Origin of the sequence: Acidovorax sacchari (assembly GCF_042847045.1) — a bacterium.
Taxonomy (GTDB): Bacteria; Pseudomonadota; Gammaproteobacteria; order Burkholderiales; family Burkholderiaceae_C; genus Paracidovorax; species Paracidovorax sacchari.
Window position 1 is genome coordinate 3,232,896 of the sequence record NZ_AP035783.1, and the last position, 16,882, is coordinate 3,249,777.

15 protein-coding genes are annotated in these 16,882 nt (G+C 66.2%); 5 read left to right on the forward strand and 10 right to left on the reverse strand.

The genetic code is table 11. The annotated features are described in order from the left end of the window. Positions 1-6: 6 nt before the first annotated feature. The 4 genes from ACGHC0_RS14430 to ACGHC0_RS14445 form a co-directional block, all read right to left on the reverse strand. On the reverse strand, positions 7-1,257 hold the full coding sequence (locus tag ACGHC0_RS14430; RefSeq protein ID WP_368351636.1) for an efflux RND transporter periplasmic adaptor subunit: 1,251 nt from the start codon (positions 1,255-1,257) through the stop codon (positions 7-9). Between the two features lie 5 nt (positions 1,258-1,262). Continuing rightward, entirely contained in the window at positions 1,263-2,573 is a 1,311-nt protein-coding gene (locus tag ACGHC0_RS14435; RefSeq protein WP_415265940.1) for a TolC family protein, read from the reverse strand. A 51-nt stretch (positions 2,574-2,624) separates the two neighbouring features. Next, positions 2,625-3,005 (reverse strand): hypothetical protein, encoded by a 381-nt coding sequence (locus ACGHC0_RS14440; RefSeq protein ID WP_368351638.1) that lies wholly within the window; start codon positions 3,003-3,005, stop codon positions 2,625-2,627. An 82-nt stretch (positions 3,006-3,087) separates the two neighbouring features. After that, positions 3,088-3,879, reverse strand: coding sequence for a hypothetical protein (locus tag ACGHC0_RS14445; RefSeq protein WP_415265941.1), 792 nt, complete (start codon positions 3,877-3,879; stop codon positions 3,088-3,090). A 287-nt stretch (positions 3,880-4,166) separates the two neighbouring features. Between ACGHC0_RS14445 and ACGHC0_RS14450 the strand changes: the two genes are divergently transcribed. The 3 genes from ACGHC0_RS14450 to ACGHC0_RS14460 are packed head-to-tail and all read left to right on the forward strand — an operon-like array spanning position 4,167 to position 5,518. Beyond that, a complete protein-coding gene (locus ACGHC0_RS14450; RefSeq protein WP_368351640.1) occupies positions 4,167-4,508 on the forward strand; it encodes a hypothetical protein in 342 nt (113 codons plus the stop codon). A 17-nt stretch (positions 4,509-4,525) separates the two neighbouring features. Next, the gene (locus tag ACGHC0_RS14455; protein ID WP_368351641.1) at positions 4,526-5,017 is read left to right on the forward strand and encodes a DUF4189 domain-containing protein; all 492 of its coding nucleotides are present in this window, start codon (positions 4,526-4,528) and stop codon (positions 5,015-5,017) included. Between the two features lie 30 nt (positions 5,018-5,047). Then, the gene (locus tag ACGHC0_RS14460) at positions 5,048-5,518 is read left to right on the forward strand and encodes a hypothetical protein (protein WP_368351642.1); all 471 of its coding nucleotides are present in this window, start codon (positions 5,048-5,050) and stop codon (positions 5,516-5,518) included. A gap of 68 nt (positions 5,519-5,586) precedes the next feature. Here the strand turns inward: ACGHC0_RS14460 and ACGHC0_RS14465 are convergent, their stop codons facing one another. From ACGHC0_RS14465 to ACGHC0_RS14485, 5 genes are all read right to left on the reverse strand, one after another. Next, positions 5,587-6,276 (reverse strand): LuxR C-terminal-related transcriptional regulator, encoded by a 690-nt coding sequence (locus ACGHC0_RS14465; RefSeq protein WP_368351643.1) that lies wholly within the window; start codon positions 6,274-6,276, stop codon positions 5,587-5,589. Positions 6,277-6,486: 210 nt separating this feature from the next. After that, complete coding sequence (locus ACGHC0_RS14470) at positions 6,487-8,100, reverse strand: methyl-accepting chemotaxis protein (RefSeq protein WP_368351644.1); 1,614 nt, start codon at positions 8,098-8,100, stop codon at positions 6,487-6,489. 422 nt (positions 8,101-8,522) lie between these two features. Continuing rightward, positions 8,523-8,978 carry a MarR family winged helix-turn-helix transcriptional regulator gene (locus tag ACGHC0_RS14475; RefSeq protein WP_368351645.1) on the reverse strand — a complete coding sequence of 152 codons (456 nt, stop codon included), beginning with the start codon at positions 8,976-8,978 and terminating at the stop codon, positions 8,523-8,525. A 20-nt stretch (positions 8,979-8,998) separates the two neighbouring features. Continuing rightward, positions 8,999-10,504 carry an FAD-dependent monooxygenase gene (locus ACGHC0_RS14480; protein WP_415265942.1) on the reverse strand — a complete coding sequence of 502 codons (1,506 nt, stop codon included), beginning with the start codon at positions 10,502-10,504 and terminating at the stop codon, positions 8,999-9,001. A gap of 101 nt (positions 10,505-10,605) precedes the next feature. Continuing rightward, positions 10,606-11,340, reverse strand: a complete 735-nt coding sequence (locus ACGHC0_RS14485; RefSeq protein ID WP_415265943.1) for a BPL-N domain-containing protein — start codon at positions 11,338-11,340, stop codon at positions 10,606-10,608. 299 nt (positions 11,341-11,639) lie between these two features. Here ACGHC0_RS14485 and dusA point away from each other — a divergent pair, with 299 nt between their 5' ends. Beyond that, positions 11,640-12,683 carry a tRNA dihydrouridine(20/20a) synthase DusA gene (gene dusA, locus ACGHC0_RS14490; protein ID WP_415265944.1) on the forward strand — a complete coding sequence of 348 codons (1,044 nt, stop codon included), beginning with the start codon at positions 11,640-11,642 and terminating at the stop codon, positions 12,681-12,683. A gap of 17 nt (positions 12,684-12,700) precedes the next feature. On the opposite strand, the gene ACGHC0_RS14495 is transcribed toward dusA, so the two are convergent. Beyond that, entirely contained in the window at positions 12,701-15,505 is a 2,805-nt protein-coding gene (locus ACGHC0_RS14495) for an EAL domain-containing protein (protein WP_415265945.1), read from the reverse strand. A 159-nt stretch (positions 15,506-15,664) separates the two neighbouring features. Here ACGHC0_RS14495 and ACGHC0_RS14500 point away from each other — a divergent pair, with 159 nt between their 5' ends. Continuing rightward, positions 15,665-16,744, forward strand: a complete 1,080-nt coding sequence (locus ACGHC0_RS14500; protein ID WP_415265946.1) for a GTP pyrophosphokinase — start codon at positions 15,665-15,667, stop codon at positions 16,742-16,744. The last annotated feature ends 138 nt before the right edge of the window (positions 16,745-16,882 follow it).

Sequence of the window (16,882 nt, forward strand, 5' to 3'; positions counted from 1 at the left end):
TGCTTCTCAGTGTTCGTGGCCCGAGGAGCCCTTGCCCTGCTGTGCCTTGACGACGAAGCTGCCCCTGCCGGCATAGACGGTGCCGGCGGCCAGTCCGTCGAGGATCTCGACGCGCCGGCCATCGGCGCGGCCGGTCTTGACAGGTCTCGCCTCGAATCCGCCGTCCACCTTCGCATACACGGTCGGGCGGTTCTCCACCGTCTGGATCGCGTCCGCAGTGACGGTGACGGGCGCGGCCGTCTTCCCGGTGACCAGTTCCACCGTGACGAACAATCCGGGACGCCACGCCATCTCGGGATTCGGCAGCGTCGCGCGCGCCGTGGCGGTGCGCGTCTGCTCCCCGATGAGAGCGCCGACATACGACACCTTGCCTGTCGCCTCATGCTGGAAGCCCGTCGCCTGGATGGCCACGGGCTCCCCGACCTTCACCAGCGGCAGGTTGGCCGCCGTCACATTGATCTGGGTCCACACCGTGGAGAGGTCGGAGATGGTGAACACATTCGCGTCTTCCTTCACCGACTCGCCCGGCGCAATGTGCTTTTCGACCACCATGCCATCGAAGGGCGCCCGCAGTTCGAACCGCGCAAGATCGCCGGAGCTGGCAGCCGCTCCCAGTGCCCGCAGCTTCTGGCCGGCGTTCGCGACGGCGATCTCCGCCTCGTGCAGAACCTGCTCTGCCTGCAGGACATCCTGCTGGGCCGAAATCTTGTCCTGGAACAGCCTGCGCTCGCGGTCCGCGGTGGTACGGGCCAGGGCCAGGCGCTTCTGTGCGGCCAGCAGTTCGCTGCGCTGCTCGGACAGCGCCACGCTGGAGATGACGGCCAGAACCTGGCCCTTGCGTACCTGCTGCCCCAGATCGGCGCCGACGCTTTCGACGACACCGGCGACGCGGGGGACCACGTGCGCCGTGCGGTCCTCGTTGAACCGGATTTCACCGGGCAGCCGGGTGCGGGTCTCGATCACTCCCGGCCCGCTCGTTTCGACGGCCACGCCGGAGGACTTGACCTGCTCGTCCGAGAAGGCGATTCGGCCTTTTTCATGGCCCTCCTCGTGGCCATGTTCCTCAGGTTCCCCGGCATGGCCCTCGCCATGCTCGTCGGCGGGCCGCGCGACGGCCGCGTGCCCATCGGCGCCACCGGGTTTCGCGGGGCGGAGGATGAAGAACCCGGCAATGGCCGTCAGGAAGACCAGGACGATGGCCAGGACCACATGGCTGGCCTGGACCTTGCCCGTGGAAGTATCGGTATTTTTTTGCATGGCGTTCAGGGCCTGGAAGGATTCAGGAGGGTGGACGACGCGTCCGTGATGTGGAGCAGGCGCTCCAGTTCGGCTACGGCTCGGTAGGTATCGAGCAGCGCGCGAAGGAACTGGGCCTGGGTGCCGACCAGGGTGCGCTGGGCATCCAGCGTTTCCAGGTAGCTGAACTTGCCCAGCTGGAATCCCCGCGACGCGGCCTCGTAGGCTTCTCGCGCACCGGGAATCGCGTCCTGCTGCAATGTCTGCGCCTCGGCACGGGCGGACCGCAACTGCTCCCGGGCCTGCGCGATATCGGACGCGAGCTTCAGTTCGACCGCATTCAGCTCTTCGCGGGCCTTCTCCTCGCGTGCCAGCGCTTCGGCGAGGTTGCCCTGGTTCCGGTCGAACACCGGCAGAGGCACGGTCAGGCCCACGACGGCAGCCGTCACCCCGTTCTCCTGGCTGCGCTTGACACCGACGGACACCGCGACGTCCACGACCTGGCGCGAGCGTTCGAGCGCCACGGCGGCCTGCGCCCGCTCCAGCTCGAGCCGGGCACGCAGGAGTGCCGGCGATGCGGCCATCCGCGCGAACACCGCCTCGTCGGCAAGGCCTTCGGCCGGCAGGTCCAGGTGGCCGACCAGCGCCGTCCCGCTGCGGCCCATGTCGCCCCAGAGAGAGAACAGCCTCTGGCGGCCGGCGCGCAGGGCGCCTTCCGCCTGCGCCACTTCTGCCAGCGCCGCGGCACGCGCGACCTTCGCCCGCGTCTCCTCCAGCGGGGCGATCTTGCCCGCCTGCACCCTTTTGCCGGTCGCTTCCGCATCGCCGCTGGCCAGTTGCAGCGCAGACTGGGCCAGCCGCAGGCGTTCCTGGCCGACCAGCACTTCATGAAAGGCGACGATGGCCTGGGAACGCACGTCCGCACGGGCCTGCTCGATGTCGGCAGCCGCTTGCGCGCTGATCCGCTCGGCGACAGCTGTCCGGCTGGCCCGCTTGCCGCCGAGCTCCAGCGACTGCGTGATCTGGACGGTGGACGTCCGCCGCCCCTGTTTGAAATCCTCCTGCTGAACGGACAGCTCGGGGTTCGGGCGCATGCCGGCCTGCAGCACGGCGCCGCGCGTCGCATCGAACTCGCGCTGCGCCACGGCGATGGCAGGGTTCCTGGCGAGCGCCAGCGCAATGGCTTCCGCCAGAGCCAGGGAAGGGGCCGCCGATTCAGTGGACGTGGTCCCGCGCGGGGTGATCAGGGACTGCGCATGGGCGGGCGCAGGAAGGATGGGCACGCCGGCCAGCAGGGCGGCGCAGGCCGTTGCGATGAATGGTCTGGTATGGGACACCTGGGTCTCCGAAGTGAAGAAAACTTCGGTGGACCGCAGGGGCGCAGTCAATCAGGCGATCGTTCTCCCGCCGTCCACCGTCGATGGAGCGAGGAAGGGCCATTTGGGGCGCTCGATATCGTCGGCAGCACCCGTGCCCTGGTGCCGGAGATGCCTGGGAACGACCCACGCATTCGAGGCCTGCTGCGTGGGGCACCACGGATTCGGCAGGTCGCCGACCGCCGAGGGTTGGGCGACGTTGTGGAATGGACAGGGAATGCCGCGGTCTTCGGAAAAATGAAGGCTGCCCGCCTCGTCGGCGGTCTTCTTCTGGACAGAGGCAGCCCCCTTCGCGACCGACTCGGCAGACGAAGACGACCCATGGAACTGCGCTGCCGTCCATTGGAGCGGCAGCAGCAAGAGCATGAAGACGATGACGATCCGGCGAACCATTGTCAGGGGGGGACATGCCCGGTGAGCGCCGCGAGGAGGGCGCCCTTGGATAGGCAATTTTCGGGAGCGGATTCTAGAGCGTTTAGCCGGGACGCGTACGCGTCGCCCCTTTGCGGCACAGGCCGATGTTCGTCCGGGCCGCGCGCACGATCTCCAGGTAGCGCTCCGCAAGGGAAGGCGTCCAGCCATCCACCGCCGCATCATCGTCCTTTGCCGCATCCTCTGCATATCTGGCGAGTGTCGCCAGGCATTGCGCATGAAGCCCGTTGCGGTATTGCGTGATGGCCAGGTCGTTCCGAATGGCCCCCTCGTCTTCCCAGTCCAGGGTCACCGAACAGTTCTCCAGCACAGGAGACAGGGTGGCGAGGGCCGCCTTGAAGTTTCTCTGGTCGTAAAGACGCTGGAACGCAGCACGCGTGTGATCGACTTCGTCCCTGCCGCAGCCTTGCTTCACCCGCAAATACCGTCCAGCGAAACTCCCGTTGTAGCCACAGAAATCCCTGCACTCGGCCGGAGTAGCGGCCTTGACATCTACCTCCCGTGCGTTAACGCCAAAGCCCACCATGCAGGAAGAGCGCCCACCGTCTTGCCTGGCGATGCCCTGCCCCCGGTCGATGGTTCCATCGAGCGTGCACAGGTTGTCACCCGTCGTCGTTTCGAGCGAAAACGCCATCACGCCTCTCTCGCTCTTGAGCACAAGGCGCCCCCAGCCCCGCTCCGTCATGTATTCACCCGGCTGCAAAGTACCGCTTCCGTATGGTGCCGGCTGCCCGGTGGCATCCCCCGCGCAGGCCGACCACGACATGGTCAACAGCACAGTGATCGTCGCCAGCAGCCGCGATGCCGCCGGCTTGGGAAAGTGATGGGGTGGCATGGTGGTCGCAGTCTTCGCGGAAAAATTCCCTGTTGCAGCATGGAACCCTGGGCACCGGGCCAGCAGGTCCTGCCCATGATAGGGCCGTGCTGCATGCCCTCAGGCTGGCGGCAGGCTGCCCCGTTGCGCCCGGGCATTCAGGCATCTCTGTTGAATCTGGTTGCATCCATATTCCGCGGCCGGGTTCTAATGCCCACCTTCCACCGGCGCGCGCCGCGCAGCGCCAGCCCCGGGGGGGTTGGCTTCCAGTTCAGCCCCATCGCAACCTGTTCAACAAGGAATCTGAGATGTCCCGCCTCTGCCCTATCCTGGCTGCCTTGCTCACGATCGCATGCCTACCGCTGGCGCAAGCGCAGGGCGTCAGCGAATTCAACAAGGAAGCGATCAGGTCCACCGGCGAAGCGGCAGCGATGGCTTTCGTGTGCGGCAAGCTCAACCAGGCCCAGGTCGATGCACACAAGGAAAAGACGCGCCGGCTCTACCTGGCAGACGGCGTCTCCCAGGCGACCTTCGATACCCTCTACGCCGAGGGTTTCAAGGACGTGCAGGCCAAGGCCAAAGCCAACCATGTGCAGGCAGGCAGCCCCCAGTGCCAGCTTCCCGTACCCGGCGCAGGCAAGCCGGACTGAGACAGGAAAGCATGCACATGAAGTTCCATACGACCTGCCCCCTGCTTCTCACGGTATTTATCGCGGTCTCGAGCCTGCATGCCCAGACCGCATGCCCCTCCGGCGTGGCCGCCGGAAGCGCGCGCTGCGGTCCGAGCGGCGATAGCGGAGACAGTGCGCTTCCGCGGCCGACAGGCCATTGGGTGAAAACCTGGGGAGCCCTGGTGAGTTCCAACCAGGCGGGTGGAGCCTGGTCCTCCAAAGGCAAGAACTCGGAAGCAGACGCACGCCAGGATGCCCTGACAAGATGCCAGGCCCAGGGCGCATCCGACTGCAAGGTGGACGCGACGTTCTTCAACCAGTGCATTGCCGTCTCCGGCTCCAGCGCGCAGCGTGGTGTTTTCACGAACACAGGAAAGAACAAGGAGGTTGCCGGATCACGGGCCCTCAAGGACTGCCAGGACAGCGGCAGAGCGAACTGTGCAGTGGTGTTCACCGAATGCACCGATCCCTATTTCGTGCGGTACTAGTCCTTCAGTCCCGGTAAAAGAGAAACTGCGATGGATATGCAACTCATCCACCCACACACTGGAAAATCTGCCAAACTGGCTATTGCTACACTTTTCATAGCATGGGCCGCGGCGATATCCGGATGTTCAACCCTTGCCCCGGAGCGGGAGGCCGCAGAGAACCTCATGGGGAAGAACATTGCGGAAGCCTACAAGGTATTCGGCAACCCCTGGCTTGTGGGTACCGAAACCAAGGTCGATCCCAGCAGCAAGTTCTACGGCCATAAATTCTATTTCTTCGAAAAACGCAGGGGAGCCTACGATCAGCAAAAGCTGGTGGGCTCGTCCATGGATACTTCACAAGGGCGCCCGGTATATGTGGAGCACTACCGGACCGAGCGTGTTCAGCCGGCATGCCAGATCGGATTCTGGGCCGACAAGAACACCAACATCATCGATTACTACCAGGTCAAGGGGGATTGTGGCTGGGGAGGATTGGGGCTCGGGCAAACCTTCCGGTAAATCACGGCAGATCCGGCTCGCCTCGTGAGAACCTCACCCGCCGCGCACCTTCCGCCACCCCGCGCAGTTCAGGCGCCATCGATGCGAACACCGCGCAACTTGGCGATGAGCTCCACGCGGTTGCGGGCCTCGAGCTTCTGCAGGATCGCCGTGAGATGTTCCTTCACGGTGTGCTCCGAGAGGTGAAGCGAGGAAGCAATCGGCTTGTTCGGCAGACCGTCCAGGACGAGCGCGAGGATTTCACCCTGTCGGGGTGTCAGACCGATATCGGCAGGCGACAGGCGGATCTCGCGAGGCGCCATGCACCCGGCCGAAGGCCGTGAGGGCAAGGCTGACGCGTCCGCATCGAACCAGACCTGGCCACGGAGCACCGATGTCACGGCCGCATGGTAGGTCTCGGGGGATTCGCTCTTGTGCACGAACCCATGGGCACCGCTGGCACGGGCCTTCAACGCGATGGCCGGATGCGCGTCCGCGCTCGTCACCAGCACACGGGTCCCCGGAGACATCGCCACGAGGTTGGCGATGAACGAGGTCGACGCGCCCTCGGCGAGCCAGAAATCCACGAGAGCCAGCACGGGGGGGCCCTGCGCGGCGACGATGCGCAGTGCGCTGGTGGCATCGAAGGCATGGCGGGTCTCGGCGACAGCCGCGTGCAGGCCCAGAAAATCGGCCATGCCCTGCGCGACGAGTGGATGGTCATCGACGACCAGCGCATAGCAGGCCGGATGGAGGCGCGAAAAAGGAGACAGGGACATTGAGACGATTCGCCGGTGCAGCCGAATCGACAAAATGCAATGCGACAGTTGAGCAGAGCGTAACCGCCCGCTACTTGATTTCTGATGAAAAGCCCCTTCCGGCGCCGCGGATGCAACGCAGGTGACTGGCAAGTCCCCATCTCGTGGGATATGAGGAGGAGCGAGTGGATCAGCCCGAAGCGTGTCCACCCCGGTGCCGGACGGGACGTGTCAGCTGCTCCAGGGCGCCAGCGCCCGGTCGGTGCTCGAAAAGATGGGCTGGCCCATGCCTGCATGCTCCAGCTTGAAGATGCCCACGGCCTGTACCAGGTCTTGCGCCTGGGCCCTGAGGCTGGCGGCTGCGGCTGCGATTTCCTCGACCAGCGCGGCGTTCTGCTGGGTGACCTGGTCCATCTGGATGACGGCTTCGCCGACCTGGTTGACGCCGGCGCTCTGTTCCCCGCTGGCTGCACTGATTTCGCCCATGATCTCGGTCACCCGGCGAATGCTGCCGACCACCTCGCCCATGGTGCTGCCAGCCCGATCCGCAAGCTGTTCGCCCATCTCGACACGCGCGACGCTGGTGTTGATGAGGTCCTTGATTTCCTTCGCCGCCTCGGCGCTTCGCACGGCCAGGCTGCGCACCTCTCCAGCCACCACCGCGAAACCGCGTCCCTGCTCCCCCGCGCGGGCTGCCTCCACCGCCGCATTCAGCGCGAGGATGTTGGTCTGGAACGCAATGCCGTCGATGACATTGATGATGTCGGCGATCTTCCGCGAGCTTTCGCTGATGCCCTTCATCGTCTCCACCACCTGGGACACCACCTCGCCTCCCCGCGTCGCCACCACACTGGCGTCCTGGGCAAACTGGTTGGCCTGCCGTGCGTTGTCTGCATTCTGCTTCACGGTAGAGCCCAGTTGCTCCATCGACGCGGCGGTTTGCTGCAGCGCACTGGCCTGGCGCTCCGTCCTCACCGAAAGGTCGGAATTGCCCTGGGCGATCTGGGTGCTCGCGGCAGCCACCGATTCGCTGCCTTCGCGCACCCGCGTGACGACATGCGTCAGCGATTCGTTCATGGATTTGAGACTCAGCAGCAGGGTGCCGACCTCGTCCCGGGCGGCGACATCGATGTGCGTGGTCAGGTCGCCGTCTGCCACAGCCTGCGCCACGTCGAGGGCCTGTGAAACCGGCCTGGTGATCGACCGGATGACCCACATTCCAAGGAGCGCCGCCATGGCCACTGCCAATGCCGACCCGCCGAACTCGAGCATCAAGGTAGTGCGCCGGGCACCGTCCAGCGCGTCGGAGCGAACCGCGAGCAGGTCCTGCTCCATTTTGTTGAAATCCCCTTCGAGCGCACGGAATCCATCCATGGCGGCCTTATCGAGGCCCTTCCTGAACTCGGCCAGGAAATCTTCCCAGGAAATTGCGCCGCTATTGACCTCCCTGCGGAGCCCCTGCATTTTCTCGACAATGGAAACGAACTCTGCCTTCCGGGTCCGCATGTCCTCCAGGCGCTTTTGCTGGGCTGGATTATCGGAAGTCAGGGATTTTGCCTTGTTCCAGGCGGCATCGAAGCTCTTGATGCCGGCGGCCCAGGGTTCGAGAAACCGGTCCTCCCCTGCCAGCAGGAAACCTCGCGCACCCGTTTCCATGTTCACCATGCTCTCGAGCATCTCCTGCCCGACACCCAGGACCACATAGGTGTGCTGATTCATTTCATCAGCTTTCTTGAGCTCGTTCTGGCTCTTGATCGCCACGCCGATAACCACCAGGAAAACCCCGATCACGCCAGCGAATGCCAGGGAAAGCCGGCGAGCGAGAGGCCAGTTCGACAAAACCATGATATTCCTCCAGTAGACGTTATTATTCGCACTGACGAGCCAGTGCATTTTTTCACCCGGGAACCGCATAATTACAGCGAGCAAGGACATGCTGGACCGCGGCGTCGCGTCGCCCTGCTGCGGCAATCATGTTAAAAAATATTCACTGGCCATGCAATGGGGTCATGAAACCCGACAATGCAGTTTCCTCGCTAGCGTTGAGCAAAATCTAATACGCTGAGAGATGATTCGATCACAGCCTTCGGTTCGTTTCTAACAATTCCCCATGGCAGATTCGCTGTTGCGCCATGCAATCAGGCAAAAGCATTCAAGACGCCATCGCGCAACAGCAAAACGCGCTCAGTCACCGAGACCACAAACTCCCTCTCGCACAGCGGAGCCATGCTCTCCAGGCGGGGTTCCGCAAGGGCATGCCCTGTCCATCACTCGCTGAGGTTGGCATACATCCGCTTGAGGAATTCCAGGAGTTGCGTCTTCTCCGCATCGGAAAAACCGGAAAGCGACGTGTCGTTCCCCGCCTGGAGCACTTCCTTGCTCCTGGGCAACACCTTCAGCGCTTCCGCAGTCAGTTCGATGCACTGAACGCGCTTGTTGGCGGGATGGACGGTCCGCCGGATGAATCCGTCGCGCTCCAGCCGGGCCAGGGTCTGCGCCATGGAGGGCTGCTCGACGCGCAGCAAACGGGCGAGTTCGGCCTGGGTCGTCGCCTGCCCGGTCCTGAGGGCCGTGAGCACCGGCAGGGTTCCCATGCCCACGCCCATGGGCCGCAGACCGGCTTCGGCACGCCTGCCGAGCTCCTGGGCAACCAGCTTGATGAGAAACGAAGGCGCCGCGAGGGGGTCCGGTTCGGGCGAATGCGTGGTCTTGTTCGGTGGCATGGGAAAGCGGGGGAATATGCTTACCCCTGCCATTTTCGGAGCGCGTGCAGAAGGCCTGCGCTGGCCAGGGTCTGCGGTTCCGTGTCGCCGACATATGCCACATATCCGTCCGGCCGGACCAGAAGGCAGGTGAATGGAGGCACGGTGCCGATGGCAGGAATGTGCCATCCCGCAGGCGCAATGACATCCACCCTTTCGACTCCAGGCAGAGAAGCGGCCATCGCGTCCGCAGGCCCGATGCCGGCCTGGGCCTGCAGCCACAGGAACTGCCCGGGCATCCTGGCCATCAGGGAGAAGACGTCCGCACCGAGGACAGACCTCGGTGTGGGCAGGTTGGGCACGCGCATACCCAGCAGGAGGTGTCCGCCGTCGCCCCAGCCATAGCGCAACGAAAGGCCGCTGAGGGCACCGGCATACCTGCGCGCGACTTCCGGCGCCGCGAGCATGTCTGCCACCACGCCGCGCAAGGCGTCCACCTGCCGCCCCGGCTTGATGAGCAACGTCTGGGCCCTGGCAAGCTCCAGCACCCCTTCGGCAACCGGATGCCGCTCTTCCTGGTAGGTGTCCAGCAGCGCGTCCGGCGCGCCGTGGAGGGCCACCCGGGCGAGCTTCCAGCCCAGGTTGGCTGCGTCCTGGATGCCGAGGTTCAGGCCTTGCCCCCCGATGAGCGAATGCGTGTGCGCCGCATCGCCGGCGAGGAAGACCCTGCCCCTCCTGTATCGAGCGGCCTGCCGGAAGCCATCGGTGAACCTCGACATCCAGCGCGCGGACCGGAGGCCGAAGTCCGTGCCGAGACCATCCGACATGGCCTCGCGAAGTTCGCCCAGCGTGACCTGCGCCTTGCTGTCGACGGGCGGGCCGATCTTCATCATGCTGACCCGGTGCCAGCCAGGCTCGACCGGCGATACCTGGTACGTACCGATCTTGCTGTTTCGTCCGAACGCCTGTTGCTCCGTTGGCGGTGCCGCAAGCTCGACGTCGGCCACCAGCCAATGCGATAGCGGGTCATCCCCGTCGAAGGAGATGCCCAGGCTGCGGCGCACGACGCTGTGGCCTCCATCCGCTCCGACGGCATAGTCGGAGCACAGCGACCAGGTCTTTCCAGACCCGTCGGCCACCAGCAGGTGCACGCCCGTCTCGTCCTGTGACGCGTGCAGGAGTGCAACGCCCCAGCGGATGTCCACGCCCAGCCCGATGGCACGCTCCGTCAGGATGCGCTCGGTCTCGTGCTGCGGAAGAATCAGAGCGTCCGGCCAGTCTCGGTCAAAGGCCTTCGGAGCCATGGGAATGCCCGAGAAGAGTACTGCGGACAAAGGACGGCCTCTCTGGATGAACTGTCCCGCGAGCCCCCGCTGGGCGAAGACCTCCATGGTCCGTGCATTGATGCCCGGCGCACGGGATTCCCCCGAGGTGCCTCGAGGGCGCCTCTCGATGAGCACCACATCGACGCCCATCGACTTCAATTCGCAGGCCAGCATCAGCCCGGTCGGCCCGGCGCCCACCACAACGACATGTGCATCGCTCATCGGAGCCTCACAGTTAATACATAGGCACCTATTATTAACTGCTGCGCCTGCCCGGTCAAACGAGCCGCGATGGCTCCCCCACGATGCGGTGGGCCGGGAAACTACCGGCCGAACTCGTCGAACAGCGAGCGCAGGACCGGTGTCCCGGGCATCCTGTCCAGCGGGATGCCGGCCTGTTCGAACCAGCTCCTGTCCGCCTCGGGGTGCGGACTGCTGAGGACGACGGTGCCCCGGCCGAAGGTGTAGCGGGCGGCGGCCACGTCGCCATTGCCATAGGTGGCGAGCGCGCGGAAGCCGCGCCGGGCGCTCTTCTGGAAATAGGGGCCGTCCTGGAAGAAAATGCTCTCGAGCCGGCCCTTCCAGCGCACCGACACGGCCACTTCATCGCTGGTGGTGACCGGGAAACCGGGACGGCCGACCTCGCCATCGACCTCGTCCTCAATCAGGCCCATGTTGTCGCGGTCGGCCAGATAGGCGCCCATGCACAGGCCCAGATAGCCGCCACCCCGCGACACGAAATCACGGACGGCGGCGATCCGCCGTTCACCCATTGCCCGCAACGCGGCCGGGATGTCCTGCCCACCACCGGGTTGCACGTAGATCGCATAGCCGCGCAAGGTGGCAGATGTGACGTCGCGCGCCTCCTTCGGGCCGATGAAATCGACCTTGTAGGACGGCCCCATGGCCTCGATCGCTTCCCTGGCGGTCTCGGAGCAATCGTCGCAGCCGGCAGCGCCGAGATAGACCGCGACATGGACCACGGGCTGCGCAGCCGCCGTGCAATGGCAGGACGCCGCAAGGCAGAACGACGCGGCGAGCCGCCATGGCAGTTGCATTTGGGAGTCGTCCTTGCGCGGGTGGACGATTCAGCCCGAGAGAGGGCACACGCCGGAAGCGCCATTGTCCACGCCTGGGGCCTGCAGCGCGGCGCGGGAACACCCGGTGCCGTTTTCGGCCACGCTGACATAATCCTGGACCAACTCCCACCGGAGTCACTTCTCGGCCACTTTTTCGGCTGCCGGCCTGCGCCAGCCGGCTCTGAGCCGTACCCACGGGCACGCATCGGCCTTTGCCGCACCATGCAGCGCCCTGATAGCAAAAGTGGGCCAACCCGTCGAAAACAGGACCAGCCAAGATGTTGCCGAACCCGACGCAAGTCGTTGATACACAAGGAAACCCGCAGGAATCCAGCCCCTGGCGGCTGTCCGTCGCCCCCATGATGGACTGGACCGACCGCCACTGCCGCTACTTTCATCGGCTGCTGAGCCGCCATGCCCTGCTCTACACCGAGATGGTGACGACCGGCGCGCTGGTGCATGGCGACGTGGAGCGGCACCTGCGCTTCAACGCCGAGGAGCACCCGGTCGCCCTGCAGCTGGGCGGCAGCGAGCCGGCCGACCTCGCGCATTCGGCGCGGCTGGGCGAGCGCTGGGGCTATGGCGAGATCAATCTCAACTGCGGATGCCCCAGCGAGCGCGTGCAGCGCGGGGCCTTCGGCGCCTGCCTGATGAACGAGCCGCGCCTGGTGGCCGACTGCGTGAAGGCGATGGTGGATGCGGTAAGCGTGCCCGTCACCGTCAAGCACCGCATCGGCATCGGCCGCAGCGAGGAGTACGCCTTCGTGCGGGATTTCGTCGGCACCGTGGCCGAGGCCGGCTGCCGCGTGTTCATCGTGCATGCGCGCAATGCCTGGCTCGAAGGCCTGTCGCCCAAGGAGAACCGTGAAATCCCGCCGCTGCGCTACGACGTGGTGCACCGGCTCAAGGCCGAGTTCCCGGATCTCGTGATCGCGATCAACGGGGGTCTCGCGACCGATGCCGCGGTGCAGGAAGCATTGGGCGGCGGGCTGGACGGCGCGATGATCGGCCGCGAGGCCTACCACAACCCCTGGTGGCTCTCCCGCTGGGATGCGCTGTACTTCGGCGATGCCGCGTCCGGACTCACCCGGGAGGCCGCCGAAGAGGCCATGGTGGACTACATGGCGCGCGAGGCGGCGCAGCACGGCACCTCCTGGTACTCCGTCGCGCGCCACATGCTGGGCCTGCGCAACGGGTTGCCCGGCGCGCGGCGGTGGCGGCAGGTCTGGAGCGACCACCGCCTCAAGCACCTGCCCGCGCACGAGGTGATGGCCATCGCACGCACGCCGCCGCGGGTCGCGGCGGACGCCCTGGCCGCCTGACTACCTCGGGCCGCGGTTCAGACCGCCGCGGCACCCACCTGCGTGTCGATCCACTCCTTGAGCGGCAGGGGGTGGGCGTACAGATAGCCCTGCATCGCGTCGCAGCCGTGCCGGGCCAGGAATTCCGCCTGGGTCTCGGTTTCCACCCCTTCGGCCACCACACGCAGGCGCAGGTGCTGCGCCATGGACAGGATGGCGCGCACGATGGCCGCATCGTTGGGATTCACCGGCGCGTCCTGCACGAAGCTCCGGTCGATCTTGAGTTCATAGAGCGGCAGCCGCTTCAGGTAGGCCAGGCTCGAATAGCCCGTGCCGAAGTCGTCGATGGAAAAGCGCACCCCGAAACGCACCAGCTCCGCCATGCGCTGCGCGGTATCCTGCCAGTTCTCCACCAGCAGGGTCTCGGTGACTTCCAGAATCAGCCGCGACGCCGGCGCACCGCTGTAGGCCAGTGCATCGCGCACGTAGGCGACGAAATCGTCCTGGCGGAACTGGCGGGCGCTCACGTTGACGGAAATCGTCATGTCCAGCCCCGCCGCATGCAATTGCGCCAGCGCGTCGCAGGCGCGGCGGATCACGCGCGCGCCCAGGCGCAGGATCAAGCCGGACTCCTCCGCGATGGCGACAAAGCGGGCGGGCGACACATTGCCGTGGGCCGGATGCCTCCAGCGCAGCAGCAGTTCGCCGCCGCACACGGCCCCGTCCCGGTCCATCTGGGGATGGATGTGGATCTCGAGCGCATCGTCGGCGATCGCCTGCGCCAGGTCCTGCTCCAGCGACAGCCGCTCCTGCGCGGCCGCCTGCATGTCCGCCTCGAAGAATCGCACGCGGTGGGCGCCGGACGATTTCGCGCGGTACATCGCGGTGTCGGCTTCGCGCAGAAGATCCTCCACGGTTTCGCCGGCCTTGGGAAACAGCGTCACCCCCGTGCTGGCGGTGACGGAATAGTAGGTGCTGCCCAGGTCGTACGGCGCCTCCATTCCCTCGCGCAGCCGCGCTGCCATGGCTCCCGCGGCATCCACGCCGGCCTGCATGCCGTTGGCGATGCGGGGGATGAGCACCACGAACTCGTCGCCCCCGATGCGCACGACGCTGCCGAAGCCCTGCAGCAGGCGCTCCAGCCGCCGTGCGACCTGCACCAGCAGGCGGTCGCCCGCCGCATGCCCCCGGGCATCGTTGAGCTGCTTGAAATTGTCCAGGTCGATGAAGAACAGGGCGCCGATGCGCCCGCCACTGCGGGCCTGGTCCAGCGCGTCCTGCAACTGCTCGAACAGCAGGCGCCGGTTGGGCAGGCCCGTGAGCGCGTCGTAGTACGCCATGCGGTGCATGGCCGCCTCGGCATCGCGGCGCGCCGTGATGTCCCGGGCCAGGGCCACATAGCGGGAGGTGCCGCCGCCCTGCCCTGCGGCGGAGTCCACACCGAGCCGGCGCGCCACCGACAGTTCGAACCAGCGCTGCCCCATGGCCGTGTCCTGGTGGTATTGCCGACCCAGCGACACCCCCTGGGATTCGGCTTCGCGCAGTGCCTGCATGAACTCCGAGGCCACGCCCGGCGGCAGGACCTCCGCCAGCATCCGGCCTTCGAATGCCTGGCTGGGTTCGGCCGACAGGTCGGACCGGGCCGAACGGTGGTAATGGATGCGTCCACCGGCGTCCAGTTCGAACAGCAGGTCCGGAACGGCCTGCAGGATGCCTTCCAGGTTGTCGCGCGCGGTGCGCAGCTCGCTCGTCATCGACTGGGCCAGGGCCAGCGCGCGCTGGTGGCCGGTGGCCTGCATGGCGATGAACCAGCCCGCCAGCACGCTGAACAACGCCCCCAGCCAGGCGATGAGCGCGTAGTTGTCGCGGCCCAGGCGGTGGTCGAACGCCGGCAGGGGCTCCATGGTGAGCGTCCAGGGCCGGCCGCCCACGATCAGCACGCGCGCCGCCCGCAGCCGCTCGCCGGACAGATGGGGGGCCGGCTCCGCCGCATCGCGGGAGTTGTAGAGTTCTCCCACGTCCGCATCGGCATTGCCGCCGGCCAGGCCATCCTGGATGCGCAGCGACACGCCCGGGTCCAGCTCGCCCAGCAGGGCGCCGGCCACGGCCGCCACGCGGAACGGCGCCGCCACCCAGCCCCGGATGGCCGCGCGCCGCGCTTCCTGCGTGGCCGGCGTTCCCCCGCCGGCATAGACGGGCAGGAACATCATGAGACCGGGATCGTCGTCGCCCCCCACGCTCCAGAGGCCGGACAGCGCCAGGGCCCCCGAATCGCGCGCGCGGTCCAGGGCTTCGCGGGCAGCGGGCAGGCTGGCAACGTCGAAGCCCAGCGCGGTCAGGTTGCCCCGGGTGCGCGGTTCCACCCGGGAGATGACGGCATAGGCGCCGCGGTCCCCGCGCGAGCGCACCTCGTAGCGGTCCAGCCCCTGCGCCCGCATCGCCTGGACATGCGCCCGCAGGCCTTCATACGGCACCTGCTCGAGCAGGCACAGGGCCTGCAGGCCCGGCCGCGTCTGGTCCATCTGCAGCGCATGCACGTAGGCGGAGAATTCGCCCTGCTCGATCGACGTGGAGCCATCCACATAGCCCTTGAGGCCGCGCAGCACCATTTCGTAGGCGCCCATGCGGTCGCGCAGCGCCGACACCACCCGCTCGGCCGCCGCGTCGAAGTTCTGGCGGCGCCGGGTTTCCTGCAGCTGGTCGGCATGGTGCCAGTACAGGTAGGTGATTCCCAGCAACGCCGCCGACAGCAGCGGCGCGAACGCCAGGCGCACGTGCCAGAACCGCGTCGGACTGCCTGGGGAGCGCTGGCCCGGACGGCGGAGGAATGGAAGGGGGCTCATGCGCAGCGCAGCGTGGCACGGCCGGCCTGCGCTGGCAAGCCCCCGCAGGGCAACGGCGCAACGGCACGCGCCGGTGCGCGGCACGGATTGCAGCGCCCGCCTGCCGGCAGGCGGTATCCTTCGCCCTGCAGCCTTCGTTCCGGTACTTTTGCCTTTTTCATGCCGTCGCTCGATTTTTCCAGGGAAGAAAGAGGCTTCGAAGCCTTCTATGAGCAGGAGCTACCCGCCCTGCAATATGCCTGCGCCTCCTATATCGCCCTGCTGCAGTCCATCCTCTCGCGCACGCCCCACCTGGATATCACCAAGGTGGAAGGCCGCGTCAAGGACCGTCTGGAATGTATCGCGAAGTTCTCCCGCAAATACCGTGCGGCGCTGGAAGAAAGCAACACGCCCTATGAAATCCGGCACTACATCACCGACCTGATCGGGGTGCGGGTGGTCTGCCTGTACGAGGACGAGCTGGAAAAAGTGGCCCAGGCCGTACGGTCGCATTTCGACGTGATCGACGTGACCGACAAGGTGTCGGCCATGGAAAGCACCGAGGGCTCGTTCGGCTACAAGGGATTGCACCTGGACCTGCGCCTCAACGCCGCCCAGGCCGGCCTGCCGGAGCATGCGGCCTACGCCGCCCAGCCCTTCGAGCTGCAGGTGCGCACCATCATCCAGGACTCCTGGAGCGTGCTGGACCACAAGATCAAGTACAAGAAAGCCATTCCGGGCCAGCTCAAGCGCCGCATCAACGTGCTTTCGGCCCTGTTCGAGCTGGCCGACCGGGAATTCCGCCAGATCCGCGACGAGACCGAGGCCGGACTGCGGCATGCCCCGGACGAAACCGAGCTGCCGGATGCCACGGAGCCGGAAGCCGCCGCGGCCGGGCCCCAGGAAGAGCGGCCGGCGCCGCCCGGCAGCGAGCTCAACGCCTTCACCTTCCTGAAGATCGCCAACCATTTCTTCAAGGACAGCGATTTCGATCCGCGCAAGGTGGACCTGTTCGTGGCGGACATCCGCGGATGGGCGCCCGGCATCACCCGGGCGCGGTTCAACACCCTGCTGCGGGCCACGCTGGGCACCGTGAAGCGCTACAAGCAGCATTTCGAGGAAGCCAACCCGCAGACCAGCTTCAATGCCTACACCGTGATACGGCACTGCCTCTACCTGGGCGACCGCACCACCTTCCGGCGGGCGCTGCGCAACAGCTCGCGCGAGGCATTCGAAGCGTGGCTGCGCGACCACGCCTGACCTCCCGGAGGCCCAAAAGGCACGCCCACCGCGTGGTTACTTCAGCTTACAGCTATCAAAACAGTAGCAACCATCCGTTGCTGGATCGATGCATCCGACTGTCGCATTGGCGACTCCTTATCCGTAGTTTCACGCCAC

What these genes read in the sequence shown, in the direction of transcription:
- ACGHC0_RS14430 (WP_368351636.1), bottom strand. Translation starts at nt 1,257, where the DNA reads ATGCAAAAAAATACCGATACTTCCACGGGCAAGGTCCAGGCCAGCCAT.
- ACGHC0_RS14440 (WP_368351638.1), bottom strand. Translation starts at nt 3,005, where the DNA reads ATGGTTCGCCGGATCGTCATCGTCTTCATGCTCTTGCTGCTGCCGCTC.
- ACGHC0_RS14445 (WP_415265941.1), bottom strand. Translation starts at nt 3,879, where the DNA reads ATGCCACCCCATCACTTTCCCAAGCCGGCGGCATCGCGGCTGCTGGCG.
- ACGHC0_RS14450 (WP_368351640.1), top strand. Translation starts at nt 4,167, where the DNA reads ATGTCCCGCCTCTGCCCTATCCTGGCTGCCTTGCTCACGATCGCATGC.
- ACGHC0_RS14455 (WP_368351641.1), top strand. Translation starts at nt 4,526, where the DNA reads ATGAAGTTCCATACGACCTGCCCCCTGCTTCTCACGGTATTTATCGCG.
- ACGHC0_RS14460 (WP_368351642.1), top strand. Translation starts at nt 5,048, where the DNA reads ATGGATATGCAACTCATCCACCCACACACTGGAAAATCTGCCAAACTG.
- ACGHC0_RS14465 (WP_368351643.1), bottom strand. Translation starts at nt 6,276, where the DNA reads ATGTCCCTGTCTCCTTTTTCGCGCCTCCATCCGGCCTGCTATGCGCTG.
- ACGHC0_RS14470 (WP_368351644.1), bottom strand. Translation starts at nt 8,100, where the DNA reads ATGGTTTTGTCGAACTGGCCTCTCGCTCGCCGGCTTTCCCTGGCATTC.
- ACGHC0_RS14475 (WP_368351645.1), bottom strand. Translation starts at nt 8,978, where the DNA reads ATGCCACCGAACAAGACCACGCATTCGCCCGAACCGGACCCCCTCGCG.
- ACGHC0_RS14480 (WP_415265942.1), bottom strand. Translation starts at nt 10,504, where the DNA reads ATGAGCGATGCACATGTCGTTGTGGTGGGCGCCGGGCCGACCGGGCTG.
- ACGHC0_RS14485 (WP_415265943.1), bottom strand. Translation starts at nt 11,340, where the DNA reads ATGCAACTGCCATGGCGGCTCGCCGCGTCGTTCTGCCTTGCGGCGTCC.
- dusA (WP_415265944.1), top strand. Translation starts at nt 11,640, where the DNA reads ATGTTGCCGAACCCGACGCAAGTCGTTGATACACAAGGAAACCCGCAG.
- ACGHC0_RS14495 (WP_415265945.1), bottom strand. Translation starts at nt 15,505, where the DNA reads ATGAGCCCCCTTCCATTCCTCCGCCGTCCGGGCCAGCGCTCCCCAGGC.
- ACGHC0_RS14500 (WP_415265946.1), top strand. Translation starts at nt 15,665, where the DNA reads ATGCCGTCGCTCGATTTTTCCAGGGAAGAAAGAGGCTTCGAAGCCTTC.